Here is a 15164-nt window from a genome sequence, read left to right as displayed (position 1 = left end):
CTGGTGTACTTATTGTTTTTACTGAGCAATAGGGAATTCAGTCTCGGTTATCGTTACTGTCCGCTTGATACTCACTAGGTGGTACATATTAAAAAGTCGACAATCACCGAGTTGTCAGTTGTTGATCCTCAAGTTGTTTTTCTTTAAGGCGCACATCGACCTCCGCTGTTTTCAAACAATGGTGTTTCACATGAGTGGTGTTGCAGAAAAATAACTGCGAGAGGGTTATAGCATGACAAATGAGCTTGTAACAAAATATTTATAGAGTGCTACGAACTTGATACCAGAACTGTGACAGGTTTGGTTTTCTGTTTGAACAAGGTTGGGGCGAGGTGTGGGTGCCGGGCAATAAAAAGGCAGCCCGCAGGCTGCCTTTGTTGTACGCCGAGGATCGCTCAGGACAGGAAACCGCCGTCCACGTTCAGCGATACGCCCGTGGTGTAGCTCGAGGCATCGCTGGCCAGGTAGAGCACGGCACCGGCCATTTCGCTCGGGTCGGCCACGCGCTTGAGGGGGATCTGCGCCAGGGCGGTCTTGAGGATGGCGTCGTTCTTCACCAGCGCCGAGGCGAACTTGGTGTCGGTCAGGCCCGGCAGCAGGGCGTTGCAGCGGATGCCGAACTGCGCGCATTCCTTGGCGAAGACCTTGGTCATGTTGATCACCGCGGCCTTGGTCACCGAGTAGATGCCCTGGAAGATGCCGGGGGACACGCCATTGATCGAGGCCACGTTGATGATGCTGCCGCCGCCGTTGTCGCGCATCAGCTTGCCGGCTTCCACCGACATGAAGAAGTAGCCGCGGATATTCACGTCGACGGTCTTCTGGAAGGCGCCCAGGTCGGTGTCCAGCACGTTGCAGAACTGCGGGTTGGTGGCGGCGTTGTTGACCAGGATGTCCAGGCGCCCGAATTGTTCGCGGATGCCGGCGAACACTTGGCTGATCTGCTCCATCTCGCCGATATGGCAGGCGATGGCGGTGGCCTTGCCGCCGGCGGCGACAATGGCGTCGGCCACATGCTGGCAGCCTTCGAGCTTGCGGCTCGAAACGATCACATGGGCGCCTTGCTGGGCCAGCAGCTTGGCGATGGCTTCACCGATACCGCGGCTGGCGCCGGAGACGAAAGCGATCTTGCCGTCGAGGTCGAACAACTGAGTCTTGGACATGGTTTTTCCTTATTGTGTGCCTGGCGCCGGGACGATCAGAGGCTGGATTTGTGGATGACCTGCAGGCTCATCTGCTCCAGCAGCTTGTTCATGTGAATGAACTGCGCGAAGCGTTTGTCCTGGGTCTGGCCATGGAAGAAGCGGTAGTAGATCTGCTGCACGATGCCGGCCAGGCGGAACAGGCCGTAGGTGTAGTAGAAGTCGAAATTGCCGATCTGGATGCCGGCGCGTTCGGCGTAGTAGTCGACGAACTGCTGGCGGCTCAGCATGCCCGGGGCGTTGCTCGGCTGGCGGCGCATCAGTTGCACCGGCGCCGGGTCGCCGGCTTCGATCCAGTAGGCCAGGGTGTTGCCCAGGTCCATCAGCGGGTCGCCCAGGGTAGTCAGTTCCCAGTCCAGCACGCCGATGATCTGCATCGGGTTGGCCGGGTCGAGGATCACGTTGTCGAAGCGGTAGTCGTTGTGCACGATGCTGGAGGTCGGGTGATCGGCCGGCATCTTGTCGTTGAGCCAGGCCTTGACCGCTTCCCACTTGGGCGCGTCAGGGGTCAGGGCTTTCTCGTAGCGGTCGCTCCAGCCCTTGATCTGGCGTTGCACATAACCTTCGGGCTTGCCCAGGTCGCTCAGGCCGCAGGCCTTGTAGTCGACCCGGTGCAGCTCAACGAATTTGTCGATGAAGCTCTTGCACAGGGCTTCGGTCCTGGCCGCGTCGAAACCCAGTTCCGGCGGCAGGTCGGAGCGCAGGATGATGCCCTTGACCCGCTCCATCACATAGAACTCGGCGCCGATCACCGATTCGTCGGTGCAGTGCACATAGGCTTTCGGGCAATAGGGAAAGCCGTCCTTGAGCTGGTTGAGGATGCGGTATTCGCGGCCCATGTCGTGGGCCGACTTGGCCTTGTGGCCGAAGGGCGGGCGGCGCAGGACGAATTCCTGTCCCGGGTATTCCAGCAGGTAAGTCAGGTTCGACGCGCCGCCCGGAAACTGGCTGATCTGCGGGGTGCCGGTCAGGCCCGGAATATGTGCCTTGAGGTACGGATCGATCAGGTTGGCATCGAGTTCCTCGCCGGAGCGAGTACGGGTGGACTGGTCAGTAAGCGCCATGCTTATCCCTTCTGCTTATTCTGGAGGCCAGAGATTATTGGCTAATCTAATGTGCCCACCTGAGCGCCACAATCGCCGGAGGCCTTTATAGGTGAGCGTGTTGCCGGGCAATCATTGCTTTTGATACAAGCGTTTGAATGGGCCCGGTTTCACTCTAGTCCAGTTCGCTGGGCCTGAATGAGCATTCCGACCGGGCTCGCGCATCGGCCTGTTTGTGCGCAGCGTCGCAGGCGCCTTTCGTAGCGCGCCTGGTTCAGTTCGGGGCAGGCAGGGCGATGGGGGTCAACAGCGGTTGGCCGCTGAAGTGCGCGACGAGGTTCTTGCCCACTAGTTCCACCGTGGCCTGGGTCGCTTCCGGCGACAGCCCGGCGACGTGGGGTGTCAGCACCACATTGTTCAGGGTCTTCAAGGCGTCCGGCACCCGTGGCTCGTCGTCGAACACGTCCAGGGCCGCGCCGGCGATGCTGCGTTGTTCCAGGGCCTGCAGCAGGTCGGCGGTATTCACCACGCTGGCACGGGCAATGTTCACCAGGAAACCCTCCGGCCCCAGGGCCTGCAGCACGGCCTTGTCGATCAGTTGGCGAGTGCCTACGCCGCCGGGCGTGGCGACCATCAGGAAGTCCGAATGCCGCGCCAGTTCGGTCGGGGTCGGGCAGAAGCTGTAAGGCACGTCGCTGCGGATCTGCCGGTTGTGGTAGCTGACGCTCATGTCGAAGCCGTTGGCGCAGCGCTTGGCGATGGCCAGGCCGACGGCGCCGAGGCCCAGGACGCCCAGGCGCTTGCCGGCCAGGGACGGGCGCATGACCTTCGGCCATTCGCCACGACGCACGGCGGCATCGGCGCGGGGGATGTCACGGACTAGGGACAGCAGCAGGGCCATGGCGTGGTCGGCCACCGACGAGGCGTTGACCCCGGCGCCGTTGCTCACCGCTATCCCGCGGTTGCTCGCCGCCTGCAGGTCGACCTGCTCGTAGCCGGCGCCGATCACGCAGATGATTTCCAGGTGCGGCAGGGCGGCGATTTCTTCGGCGCTCAGGCCCAGCGGGCCGCGGGTGAGCACGGCGTTGATCTGCCCTGCATGGGCCTTGATGGCGTCCGCCCGTTCGCTGGGCGTCGGCGCGAGGATCAGGTGGAAACCCTGGTTTTCCAGGATCCACAGGTAGTCATTGATGGTTTCGACGAGGACCAGAACGGTGGCGGGCATGCGTGTCTCCTGAAGGACTGAAGAGGGACGGACGGCGTATGGCACATCGACGGCAACCGGCGTACAGCTCCTGGAGCTGCTGTACCGTGATAAACCACTCAAGGGCTCAAGATTGCGGATTGCAGGGCGCTTTGGCAAGGCGCTGGCGCGGGTTTTTCCCCGCGACAGCGGCCTGGAGATCATTGCCGCCCTCAAGGGCCTAATCGCCGGCAAGCCTGGCTCCTACACAAGCTGCGGCAATCACAGTCTTGCGCCTGACACGGCTTTTGTAGGAGCGAGGCTTGCCCGCGATGAAGGCCTGAAGGGCGCCACTCCTTCAGGGTGGTGAATGCTCAGAAACGGATATCAGCAGTTTTCACCCGCCGGGCAAAGGCGCCGTCCAGCGTCGCATTGTGGTGGTCGATGATCGCCCGGGCCGGGAGCAGCGGTGTATCCATGCAGGTATGGGCATCCTCCGCCAGCACCGCGGCAAACCCCAGGTCCAGGGCGGCGCGGCAGGTGGCGTCGATGCAGTACTGGGTCTTCATGCCGACGATCACCAGCTCATCGATCTGCGCCGCCCTCAGGTGTTCGGCCAGCCCGGTGCCGACAAAACAATTGGGGCGGGTTTTGTCCAGCCGCTGGTCGCTGGCCTCGAGCTGCAACTGCGGCAGCAGTTGCCACGGCGCGCTGCCGGCGGCGATGGGCGAGCCTTGCGGGCCGGTATGGCGCACGGCGATCACCGGCGCGCCGGCCTGCCGGGCGCGGTGGATCAGTTGGTTGATGTTGTCGAGCACGCGCTGCCCCTCGAAGGGCTGCTCTGGTCCGTGAAACAGGCCGACCTGCATGTCGACGATCAGCAGGGCGGGGCGCTGGGCCTGGGGTGACGGCATGGTGTTTCTCCTTGTGAACCAGCTGGACGGAGAAACAAAAGGCCCCGTCCATTGCTGGCGGGGCCTTGGGTTCGACTGCGCTGTTGTCAGCTCATGCAGCGACCACACGACCCGCCGGAAGCGGTCGTGGTGGTAGTGCGGGTGAGATGGCGCGGGAAGAAATTCATGACGCCGATCATGGGGCCAGGGTTCGAGTACTGTCAATCTGAGGGGGATGTTTGTTTGGGCCGGACGTGCACCTGATCGATGGCCCCGTGGGCTAGGCTGACCTTGCTTCAGTTTCTGGAACTGGGGCGGGCCAGCGGTCCAGACCAGCAGGTCGCTTTCAGGACACGATGGGTCGCCTGGGTGCAATCGCCGGGCTATGGTGATGGGCAAGCTTCCAGGATGCCCCGGACCAGGTGCGCCAAGACACTTGGCCGGAGAGCAAGAATGGCGACCGAGGATCCACGCCTCCGTGACGTGGTCGGGCGCTGCAGCCGAAGACTCCGGACGGCGGCCGCTATGCGGCGGTGGCGTTCGAGATGCCGAGGTACGTTTATGTCTGATGACACGCTTCATCTGCCTCTGATTCACAGCGTGTTGGAGCGGGAAAAGGACACCCCCGGTGCCTTGCTGCCGATTCTCCACGCCATTCAGGACGGTTGCGGGTACATCCCCGACACCGCCATCCCCGAGATCGCCCATGCCCTCAACCTCAGCCTGGCTGAAGTGCACGGCGTAATCAGCTTCTACCACGATTTCCGCACCACCCCGCCCGCGCGCCATACCCTGCGTCTGTGCCGGGCCGAGTCCTGCCAGAGCCGGGGGGCCGAACGCCTGGCTGCGCAACTGCGCGAACAACTGTTGCTGGACGACCATGGCACCACCGCCGACGGCAGTATCAACCTGCGACCGGTCTATTGCCTGGGGGCCTGCGCCTGTTCGCCAGCCCTGGAACTGGACGGCGAGCTGCACGCCCGGATCACTCCCGAGCGCCTGCGCCAGCTGGTGAGTGGCTGCCTGGAGGATGGCGCATGCTGAAGCTCTATATCCCCCGCGATTCGGTGGCCCGTGCCGTGGGCGCGGACAAGGTGGCCGTTGCGCTGGCGCGTGAGGCCGAACGTCGACAACTGCCATTGGAACTGCGCCGCACCAGCTCCCGTGGCCTCTATTGGCTGGAGCCGCTGCTGGAGCTGGACAGCGCTGACGGCCGCCTGGGTTTCGGCCCCCTGACCGCGGAGGACGTGCCGAGCCTGCTCGACGCCCTGGCGGCAGACCCCGGCAGCCACCCATCGGCCCTGGGGCCGGTGGAGCAGATCCCTTATCTGCAGAGCCAGCAGCGCCTGTTGTTCGCTCGGGCCGGCATCACTCAACCGCTGTCCCTGGACGACTACCACGCCCAGGGCGGTTTCCGGGGCCTGGCCCGGGCCATCCAGATGGAGGGCGCGCAGGTGGTCGCCAGCGTGCTCGACTCCGGCCTGCGCGGCCGGGGTGGCGCGGCCTTTCCGGCGGGTATCAAGTGGCGCACCGTGCGCGAAGCCGCGGGGGCCCAGAAATACGTGGTCTGCAACGCCGATGAAGGTGACTCCGGCACCTTCGCCGACCGCATGCTGATGGAGGGCGACCCCTTCCTGCTGATCGAAGGCATGATCATCGCCGGCATCGCCGTGGGGGCCAGCAAGGGCTACATCTACGTGCGCTCGGAATACCCGGATGCCATCGGCACCCTGAACGAGGCCCTGCGCATCGCCCGCGAGGCCGGTTACCTGGGGGCGAACGTGGGCGGTAGCGGCCGGCCCTTCGACCTGGACGTGCGGGTGGGGGCCGGCGCCTACATCTGCGGTGAGGAAACGGCGCTGCTGGAATCCCTCGAAGGCAAGCGCGGCACGGTTCGCGCCAAACCGCCGCTGCCGGCCCTGCAGGGCCTGTTCGGCTTGCCAACGCTGGTGCACAACGTGCTGACCCTGGCCTCGGTGCCGATCATCCTGGAGAAGGGCGCGCAGTTCTATCGCGACTTCGGCATGGGCCGTTCCCTGGGCACCATGCCGTTCCAACTGGCCGGCAACGTCCGCCAGGCGGGCCTGGTGGAACGCGCCTTCGGCCTGAGCCTGCGCGAGCTGGTGGAAGGTTATGGCGGCGGCACCGCCAGCGGCCGGCCATTGAAGGCGGCGCAAGTGGGTGGGCCGCTGGGGGCCTGGGTGCCTCCCGCGCAGTTCGATACGCCGCTGGACTACGAGGCGTTCGCCGCCATGGGCGCGATGCTCGGCCACGGTGGCGTGGTGGTCGCCGACGACAGCCTGGACATGGCCCGCATGGCCCGTTTTGCCTTGCAGTTCTGCGCCGAGGAATCCTGCGGCAAGTGCACGCCGTGCCGGATCGGCTCGACCCGTGGGGTGGAGGTGGTGGACCGCTTGATCGCCAGCAGCGACGCCGCGGCCCGTGAGGAACAGGCGCTGCTGCTGCAAGACCTCTGCGACACCCTGCAATACGGCTCGCTCTGTGCCCTGGGCGGGATGACTTCCTACCCCGTCGCCAGCGCCCTTAAGCACTTTCCCGCCGATTTCGGTCTGGCGACCACGGAGGCCGACCAATGATCAATATCTTCGACCCTACCAGCGATATCGACCTCGGCACCCCGGCACGGGAAAGTAGCGTGCAGGTCAGCCTGACCATCGACGGCCGGGAAATCAGCGTCGCTTCCGGCACCTCGGTGATGCGCGCCGCGGCCTTGCTCGGCACCACCATCCCCAAACTCTGCGCCACCGACAGCCTGGAAGCTTTCGGTTCCTGCCGCATGTGCCTGGTGGAGATCGAGGGCATGCGTGGTTATCCGGCCTCCTGCACCACGCCGGTGACCGAGGGCATGGTCGTCCACACCCAGACCTCCAAGCTCGCCAGCCTGCGGCGCAACGTGATGGAGCTGTACATCTCCGACCACCCGCTGGACTGCCTGACCTGCTCGGCCAACGGCAACTGCGAGTTGCAGACGGTGGCGGGGCAGGTGGGCCTGCGGGAAGTGCGCTACGGCTATGAGGGCGCCAACCACCTGGACGAACGGAAGGACGTCTCCAACCCCTATTTCGACTACGACCCGAGCAAGTGCATCGTCTGCAACCGCTGCGTGCGCGCTTGCGAGGAAACCCAGGGCACCTTCGCCCTGACCATCAGCGGGCGCGGCTTCGACTCAAGGGTGGCGGCGGCCGGTGGCGACAATTTCCTCGATTCCGAATGCGTGTCTTGCGGCGCCTGCGTACAGGCCTGCCCGACCGCCACCCTGATGGAAAAGAGTGTGGTGGAAATCGGCCAGCCCGAGCGCAGCGTCATCACCACCTGCGCCTACTGCGGCGTGGGCTGCTCCTTCCGCGCCGAAATGAAAGGCGAGCAACTGGTGCGCATGGTCCCGGACAAGAACGGCCAGGCCAACCATGGCCACTCCTGCGTCAAGGGCCGCTTTGCCTGGGGCTACGCCACCCACCCGGACCGCATCACCAAGCCGATGATCCGCAAGCACATCAGCGACCCGTGGCAAGAGGTCAGCTGGGAAGAGGCGGTCACCTACGCGGCCAGCGAGTTGCGCCGCATCCAGCTGAAATACGGGCGCGACTCCATCGGCGGCATCACCTCCAGCCGTTGCACCAACGAAGAGACCTACCTGGTACAGAAGCTGGTGCGCACCGCCTTCGGCAACAACAACGTCGACACCTGCGCCCGGGTCTGCCATTCGCCCACCGGCTACGGCCTCAAGCAGACGCTGGGCGAATCCGCCGGCACCCAGAGTTTCGACTCGGTGATGCAGGCCGACGTCATCCTGGTGATGGGCGCCAACCCCACCGACGCGCACCCGGTATTCGGCTCCCAGCTCAAGCGCCGCCTGCGCCAGGGCGCGCGGCTGATTGTCATCGACCCACGGCGCATCGACCTGGTGGATTCGCCCCATGCCCGTGCCGACCTGCATTTGCAACTGCGTCCGGGCACCAACGTGGCCATGCTCAATGCATTGGCCCATGTGATCGTCACCGAGGGCCTGGTCAACCAGCCTTTCGTCGATCAGCGCTGCGAAGCGGCGGACTTCGCTCGCTGGCGCGACTTCGTCAGCCTGGCGGAGAACTCCCCCGAGGTCCTGGGGCCGATTTGCGGGGTGCCGGCCAAACAGATCCGCGAGGCCGCGCGGCTTTACGCCACCGGTGGCAACGCGGCCATCTACTACGGCCTGGGCGTCACCGAGCACAGCCAGGGCAGCACCTCGGTGATGGGCATCGCCAACCTGGCGATGGTCACCGGCAACATCGGCCGCGAGGGTGTCGGGGTCAACCCGCTGCGCGGGCAGAACAACGTCCAGGGCTCCTGCGACATGGGCTCCTTCCCCCATGAGCTGCCTGGCTATCGGCATATCTCCAACGAGGCGGTGCGCGCCCAGTTCGAACAGGCCTGGAACGTCACCCTGCAACCCGACCCGGGCCTGCGCATCCCCAATATGTTCGAGGCGGCCCTGGACGGCACCTTCAAGGCGCTCTACTGCCAGGGCGAGGACATCGCCCAGAGCGACCCCAACACCCAGCACGTGACCGCCGCTCTGACGGCCATGGAGTGCGTGGTGGTGCAGGACATCTTCCTCAACGAGACGGCCAAGTTCGCCCATGTGTTCCTGCCGGGCAGCTCCTTCCTCGAGAAGGACGGCACCTTCACCAACGCCGAGCGCCGCATCTCCCGGGTGCGCAAGGTGATGGAGCCCCTGGCCGGCAAGGCCGACTGGGAAGCCACCATCGCCCTGGCCGACGCCCTGGGCTACAAGATGCAGTACCGCCATCCCTCAGAGATCATGGACGAGATAGCGCGCCTGACCCCGACCTTCCACCGCGTCAGCTACGCCGAACTGGACCGCCACGGCAGCCTGCAATGGCCGTGCAACGATGCCGCGCCGGACGGCACGCCGACCATGCACATCGATGAGTTCGTGCGCGGCAAGGGCCGCTTCATGCTCACCGGCTACGTGCCCACCGAGGAGAAGGTCAACAGCCGCTACCCGTTGCTGCTGACCACCGGACGCATCCTCAGCCAGTACAACGTCGGCGCCCAGACCCGGCGCACCGACAACGTGGCCTGGCACGAGGAGGACCGCCTGGAAATCCACCCGACCGACGCCGAGAACCGCGGTATCGCCGACGGCGACTGGGCCGGTATCGGCAGCCGCGCCGGGCAGACGGTGCTGCGGGCCAAGGTGACCGAGCGGGTGGCGCCGGGGGTGGTCTACACCACCTTCCACTTCCCGGAATCGGGCGCCAACGTGATCACCACCGACAACTCCGACTGGGCCACCAACTGCCCGGAATACAAGGTGACGGCGGTAGAGGTGGTGCGGGTCAGCCAGCCTTCCGAATGGCAGAAACGTTATCAGGCGTTCAGTGATGAACAGGGGCGCCTGCTGCGGGAGCGTCGTCACGCCGAGAAAGCCGAGGTGCGCCGATGAGCAGCGAAAGCCTGATCAAGATGGCCAACCAGATCGCCCAGTTCTTCGCCAGCGAACCGGACAACGCCCAGGCGGTGCGTAGCGTGCGCCAGCACCTGCAAAGCTTCTGGACACCGGCCATGCGCAGGGAACTGGCGGCCTGGCAGACCACACACCCCGGCGCGGCGCTGCATCCCCTGGTGCAGGCGGCGCTGACGGAAGGGGAAGGGCAGACCTAGCCTCTGCCGTTGGCGGGCAAACCTTGAACCGGACCGCCTTGTTGCAACCAGTCAGAAGCCAGGGCCTTGCCCTGGCTTCTGCGTTTGATCGGCACATCCGGCATGAAGGCCTACCTGAAACTGAGTCCAGCGCTTGCTGCAGATCAATGAAAGGCTGCGCCCGACCCCGCAAAACCGCGTTCCAGACATCTGTACCGGCAAACCGTTCCTCAGCTAAGTCTTTGCTTCTGCCGAGTAATCCCGGACAATCGCGCCCCTGTTTCGGCGAGGGCTTTGTCTGTCGGGTATTCCGACGCGTCCTGGCCGAGTGGCAAATGACCGGAATGTGGAGATCCCACCGGATGAATGATCAGGCCAACAGCGTTGATCAACGCTTTGAAGCGGCAGCCCCAGCGACCCTAGCTGGCTGGAATCGCCATGACACTACCTGGATGCTGGGCCTGTTCGGCACTGCCATCGGCGCAGGGACCCTGTTCTTGCCGATCAACGCCGGCCTGGGCGGCTTCTGGCCGCTGCTGGTCCTGGCGCTGCTGGCGTTCCCGATGACCTTCTTCGCCCACCGCGGCCTGACCCGCTTCGTGCTCTCCGGGCGTGACGGCGCGGACATCACCGAAGTGGTGGAAGAGCATTTCGGGATCAAGGCCGGCGCCCTGATCACCTTGCTGTACTTTTTCGCCATCTTCCCGATCCTGCTGATCTACAGCGTGGCCCTGACCAACACCGTGGGCAGCTTCATGGAGCACCAGCTGCACATCATGCCGCCACCGCGCGCCGTGCTGTCGCTGATGCTGATCCTCGGCCTGCTGGCCGTGGTGCGCTGCGGCGAGCAGGTGATCGTCAAGGCGATGAGCCTGATGGTCTACCCGTTCATCGTCGCCTTGCTGTTCCTCGCGGTGTTCCTGATTCCGCACTGGAACGGCGGCATCCTTAGCACCGCCAGCACCCTGCCTGAACCTTCGGCGTTCCTGCACACCCTGTGGCTGGCGATCCCGGTCATGGTGTTCTCGTTCAACCACTCGCCGATCATCTCGGCCTTTGCCGTGGACCAGAAGCGTCGTTATGGCGTGCACGCCGAAGAGCGCAGCTCGCAGATCCTGTCCCGCGCCCACCTGTTGATGGTGGCGATGGTGCTGTTCTTCGTCTTCAGCTGCGTACTGACCCTGTCGCCGGCCCAACTGGCCGAAGCCAAGGCGCAGAACCTGTCGATCCTGTCGTACCTGGCCAACCACTTCAGCAACCCGACCATCGCCTTCGCCGCGCCGTTGATCGCTTTCGTGGCTATCGCCAAGTCGTTCCTGGGCCACTACATCGGCGCCAGCGAAGGCCTCAAGGGGCTGATCGTGAAAAGCGGCCGCCGCCCGGGCGCCAAGGCCCTGGACCGCATGACCGCGGCCTTCATGCTGGTGGTGTGCTGGATAGTCGCCACGCTCAACCCGAGCATCCTCGGGATGATCGAGACCCTGGGCGGCCCGATCATCGCGGCCATCCTGTTCCTGATGCCGATGTACGCCATCCGCAAGGTGCCGGCCATGGCCCGCTACCGCGGCCAGGCCTCCAATGTGTTCGTCACCCTGGTGGGTCTGGTGGCCATCACCGCGCTGGTCTACTCCCTGAGCGCCTGACCCGCCGGCGGCCCACCGCGTGTCGGCGGTGGGTTGCCGCGCAGAAATGCCCGATTCAGCTAAGCCACGGCCGCTGACTGCGTATAAAACGCGGCGCGGCCGTTTTTTTGGTCGGCCGGAAAGTCCAGCGCCGGCAACTGGTCGCGGTTGACTCGTTGCAGCTGACCGAGCCGGCTCAGTGCCATGACGCCTAATGCCAGTCAGTCAAGGAAACTGTAGGAGCGAGGCTTGCCCGCGATGGACTTAAGAGTGCCGCGTTTATCCAGTAAATACGCCACATGGCCCCTCCATTTGTTGCTTTTGACGGGGCGAAAGAGTCCGCGGCATTCGGGCGAGCATCGGGCGCCGTTGGCAGTGGCGTGATTTTTAGCTGGGGCGGGGAGGGGTAACAACTACCAGACTTGGTAGGCAAAGATGCCTGGCACTCTGCTGCCAGAGCGACCAGCGAACGAATCGCCGGCATAAAAAAACGCCGCGTATCGTCGTGGGATACGCGGCGTTCTTCATTGCCTTGCAGCCTTAGGCTTGAACCACCGGAATCTTGGCGTTCGCAGCAGCCTCACGGAACTCGGCGATCTGGTCGAAGCTCAGGTAGCGGTACACGTCCGCTGCCATGCTGTCGATCTTGCCGGCGTATTCCATGTACTCCTCGACGGTCGGCAGGCGACCCAGGATGGACGCAACGGACGCCAGCTCGGCCGAAGCCAGGTAGACGTTCGCGCCGTCGCCCAGACGGTTCGGGAAGTTACGGGTCGAAGTCGAAACCACGGTGGAGTTCGGCTCGACGCGTGCCTGGTTACCCATGCACAGCGAGCAGCCCGGCATTTCCATGCGCGCGCCAGCCTTGCCGTAGATGCCGTAGTAGCCTTCTTCGGTCAGCTGGTGAGCGTCCATCTTGGTCGGCGGCGACAGCCACAGACGGGTTGGCAGCTGACCCTTGACCTGATCCAGCAGCTTACCGGCAGCGCGGAAGTGACCGATGTTGGTCATGCAGGAACCGATGAACACTTCGTCGATCTTCTCGCCAGCAACGCTGGAGAGCAGGCGAGCGTCGTCCGGGTCGTTCGGCGCGCAGAGCACAGGCTCCTTGACGTCGGCCAGGTCGATCTCGATGACTTCGGCGTACTCGGCGTCCTTGTCGGCTTCCAGCAGCTCAGGGTTGGCCAGCCAGGCTTCCATGGCTTGAGCGCGACGCTCCAGGGTACGGGCATCGCCGTAGCCTTCGCCGATCATCCAGCGCAGCAGGGTGATGTTCGACTGCAGGTATTCGGCGATCGACTCTTTGGACAGCTTGATGGTGCAACCGGCAGCCGAACGTTCGGCCGAGGCGTCGGACAGTTCGAAGGCTTGCTCGACGGTCAGGGTTTCCAGACCTTCGATCTCCAGGATGCGGCCGGAGAAGGCGTTCTTCTTGCCTTTCTTCTCGACGGTCAGCAGGCCTTTCTGGATCGCGTAGTAAGGGATGGCGTGAACCAGGTCGCGCAGGGTGACGCCAGGCTGCAGCTTGCCCTTGAAGCGGACCAGGATCGATTCCGGCATGTCCAGCGGCATGACGCCAGTGGCGGCGGCGAAGGCCACCAGGCCGGAACCGGCCGGGAACGAGATGCCGATCGGGAAACGGGTGTGGGAGTCGCCACCGGTGCCGACGGTGTCCGGCAGCAGCATGCGGTTCAGCCAGCTGTGGATGATGCCGTCGCCCGGACGCAGGGACACGCCGCCACGGGTCATGATGAAGTCAGGCAGGGTGTGGTGGGTGGTGACGTCGATCGGCTTCGGATAGGCCGCGGTGTGGCAGAACGACTGCATCACCAGATCGGTGGAGAAGCCCAGGCAAGCCAGGTCCTTCAGTTCGTCACGGGTCATCGGGCCAGTGGTGTCCTGGGAGCCGACGGTGGTCATCTTCGGTTCGCAGTAGGTGCCTGGACGCACGCCAGTCACGCCGCACGCCTTGCCGACCATTTTCTGCGCCAGGGTGAAGCCCTTGGTGCTTTCGGCCGGAGCTTCCGGCTTCTTGAACAGGTCCGAAGGTGGCAGGCCCAGTTCGGTGCGCGCCTTCTCGGTCAGGCCACGGCCGATGATCAGCGGGATACGGCCGCCGGCACGGACTTCGTCGAGCAGGACCGGGGTCTTCATTTCGAAGGTGGCCAGGACTTCGTCGCTGTTGTGCTTGGTGACTTTACCGGTGTGCGGGTACAGGTCGATCACGTCGCCCATGTTCATCTTCGACACATCGAATTCGATCGGCAGGGCGCCGGCGTCTTCCATGGTGTTGTAGAAGATCGGTGCGATCTTGCTGCCGAAGCAGAAGCCGCCTGCACGCTTGTTCGGCACGTAAGGCACGTCGTCGCCGAAGAACCACAGCACGGAGTTGGTCGCCGATTTACGGGACGAACCGGTGCCGACCACGTCGCCGACGTAGGCGATCGGGAAGCCGTCGTTGCGCATCTGCTCGATCTGTTTCATCGGGCCGATGGCGCCTTGCTGATCCGGAACGATGCCGTCACGGGCCATTTTCAGCATGGCCAGGGCGTGCAGCGGGATGTCAGGACGGGACCAGGCATCCGGGGCAGGGGACAGGTCGTCGGTGTTGGTTTCGCCAGTCACCTTGAACACGCGCAGGCTGATCTTGTCGGCCAGTACCGGGCGGTTCTTGAACCACTCGCCGTCGGCCCAGGATTGCAGTACGCCTTGGGCGTGAACGTTGCCGTTCTTGGCTTTTTCCGCGACGTCGTGGAAGGCATCGAACATCAGCAGGGTGTGCTTGAGCTGTGCGGCCGCGACCGGAGCCAGCTCGGCGTCGTCCAGCAGCTCGACCAGGGTCACGATGTTGTAGCCGCCCTGCATGGTGCCCAGCAGTTCAACGGCGCGCTTCTTGTCCAGCAGAGGGGATTTGGCTTCGCCTTTGGCCAGCGCGGAGAGGAAACCGGCCTTTACATAGGCGGCTTCGTCGACTCCTGGCGGAACGCGATTGGTGATCAGGTCAACGAGGAAGGCTTCTTCGCCAGCGGGGGGATTCTTCAGCAGCTCGACCAGGCCTGCAGTTTGTTCGGCGTTTAGCGGCTGGGGAACGATACCCAGGGCTGCACGCTCTTCGATATGTTTGCGGTAGGCTTCAAGCACAGTATTACCCTCATCAGTGGTCCCAAATGGGTGTCCGGGACGCTCATCCCGAAATTGCCGTACTCATGCGCTGCGTGACGTTGTGGGTCACTTGGCCAGAATTACCGACAATTCCTTACAGAAGCTGCTTTCAAAGTTTTACGCCTGCAGAACGGGAGCTGATGAGGGTTGGCGCTGGGCTTTCCCCGCTGGAAAGACCCATCGCCAACACCGCTCTGAAGGAACGACTGTGCTCGTGACGCTTTGAAAACAGCTTCTAACGGACATTGGCGCCTAAAAAGGCTGGCTGATTCTACGGCAAAAAAAATTTAAAGGTAAGACAGGGTCTATTGGACTTTGGTGGCGAGCCGCGTTGCTGGGCCAACGTGTGCGAGGCAAGGCGCGGGATGCCGCCAATGGTCGTTCCCTTGGCA

10 protein-coding genes are annotated in these 15164 nt (G+C 64.0%); 5 read left to right on the top strand and 5 right to left on the bottom strand.

Going from position 1 to position 15164, the window contains the following annotated elements:
* Positions 1 to 395: 395 nt before the first annotated feature.
* From ACTJKT_RS13155 to ACTJKT_RS13140, 4 genes are all read right to left on the bottom strand, one after another.
* A complete protein-coding gene (locus ACTJKT_RS13155) occupies positions 396 to 1163 on the bottom strand; it encodes an SDR family oxidoreductase (protein WP_007923881.1) in 768 nt (255 codons plus the stop codon).
* A 35-nt stretch (positions 1164 to 1198) separates the two neighbouring features.
* Entirely contained in the window at positions 1199 to 2266 is a 1068-nt protein-coding gene (locus ACTJKT_RS13150; protein WP_440787401.1) for a phosphotransferase family protein, read from the bottom strand.
* A gap of 253 nt (positions 2267 to 2519) precedes the next feature.
* Complete coding sequence (locus tag ACTJKT_RS13145; RefSeq protein WP_440787400.1) at positions 2520 to 3470, bottom strand: 2-hydroxyacid dehydrogenase; 951 nt, start codon at positions 3468 to 3470, stop codon at positions 2520 to 2522.
* 332 nt (positions 3471 to 3802) lie between these two features.
* Positions 3803 to 4342, bottom strand: coding sequence for a cysteine hydrolase family protein (locus tag ACTJKT_RS13140; RefSeq protein ID WP_440787399.1), 540 nt, complete (start codon positions 4340 to 4342; stop codon positions 3803 to 3805).
* Positions 4343 to 4882: 540 nt separating this feature from the next.
* Here ACTJKT_RS13140 and ACTJKT_RS13135 point away from each other — a divergent pair.
* The 5 genes from ACTJKT_RS13135 (at position 4883) to ACTJKT_RS13115 (ending at position 11631) form a co-directional block, all read left to right on the top strand.
* Entirely contained in the window at positions 4883 to 5365 is a 483-nt protein-coding gene (locus tag ACTJKT_RS13135) for a formate dehydrogenase subunit gamma (RefSeq protein ID WP_007923877.1), read from the top strand.
* Entirely contained in the window at positions 5359 to 6918 is a 1560-nt protein-coding gene (locus ACTJKT_RS13130; RefSeq protein WP_440787398.1) for a formate dehydrogenase beta subunit, read from the top strand. Before ACTJKT_RS13135 ends, ACTJKT_RS13130 begins: the two co-directional genes overlap by 7 nt.
* Positions 6915 to 9791: a formate dehydrogenase subunit alpha gene (gene fdhF / locus ACTJKT_RS13125; RefSeq protein WP_440787397.1), complete on the top strand. Its 2877-nt coding sequence runs from the start codon at positions 6915 to 6917 to the stop codon at positions 9789 to 9791. Before ACTJKT_RS13130 ends, fdhF begins: the two co-directional genes overlap by 4 nt.
* Positions 9788 to 10009, top strand: a complete 222-nt coding sequence (locus tag ACTJKT_RS13120; protein ID WP_097303060.1) for a formate dehydrogenase subunit delta — start codon at positions 9788 to 9790, stop codon at positions 10007 to 10009. Before fdhF ends, ACTJKT_RS13120 begins: the two co-directional genes overlap by 4 nt.
* 341 nt (positions 10010 to 10350) lie before the next feature.
* On the top strand, positions 10351 to 11631 hold the full coding sequence (locus ACTJKT_RS13115; protein ID WP_440787396.1) for a serine/threonine transporter: 1281 nt from the start codon (positions 10351 to 10353) through the stop codon (positions 11629 to 11631).
* A gap of 519 nt (positions 11632 to 12150) precedes the next feature.
* Here ACTJKT_RS13115 and acnB read toward each other — a convergent pair.
* The gene (gene acnB / locus ACTJKT_RS13110; protein ID WP_440787395.1) at positions 12151 to 14751 is read right to left on the bottom strand and encodes a bifunctional aconitate hydratase 2/2-methylisocitrate dehydratase; all 2601 of its coding nucleotides are present in this window, start codon (positions 14749 to 14751) and stop codon (positions 12151 to 12153) included.
* Positions 14752 to 15164: the final 413 nt, after the last annotated feature.

This window comes from Pseudomonas sp. 22526 (genome assembly GCF_052044735.1).
Classification (GTDB): domain Bacteria; phylum Pseudomonadota; class Gammaproteobacteria; order Pseudomonadales; family Pseudomonadaceae; genus Aquipseudomonas; species Aquipseudomonas piscium.
Note: the sequence above shows the minus strand (reverse complement) of the source record. Positions and strands in the feature narration are given on the sequence as shown.

Coding starts and splice junctions, on each gene's coding strand:
- fdhF (WP_440787397.1), top strand. CDS start 6,915: ATGATCAATATCTTCGACCCTACCAGCGATATCGACCTCGGCACCCCG.
- ACTJKT_RS13155 (WP_007923881.1), bottom strand. CDS start 1,163: ATGTCCAAGACTCAGTTGTTCGACCTCGACGGCAAGATCGCTTTCGTC.
- ACTJKT_RS13115 (WP_440787396.1), top strand. CDS start 10,351: ATGAATGATCAGGCCAACAGCGTTGATCAACGCTTTGAAGCGGCAGCC.
- ACTJKT_RS13140 (WP_440787399.1), bottom strand. CDS start 4,342: ATGCCGTCACCCCAGGCCCAGCGCCCCGCCCTGCTGATCGTCGACATG.
- ACTJKT_RS13130 (WP_440787398.1), top strand. CDS start 5,359: ATGCTGAAGCTCTATATCCCCCGCGATTCGGTGGCCCGTGCCGTGGGC.
- ACTJKT_RS13145 (WP_440787400.1), bottom strand. CDS start 3,470: ATGCCCGCCACCGTTCTGGTCCTCGTCGAAACCATCAATGACTACCTG.
- ACTJKT_RS13135 (WP_007923877.1), top strand. CDS start 4,883: ATGTCTGATGACACGCTTCATCTGCCTCTGATTCACAGCGTGTTGGAG.
- ACTJKT_RS13150 (WP_440787401.1), bottom strand. CDS start 2,266: ATGGCGCTTACTGACCAGTCCACCCGTACTCGCTCCGGCGAGGAACTC.
- ACTJKT_RS13120 (WP_097303060.1), top strand. CDS start 9,788: ATGAGCAGCGAAAGCCTGATCAAGATGGCCAACCAGATCGCCCAGTTC.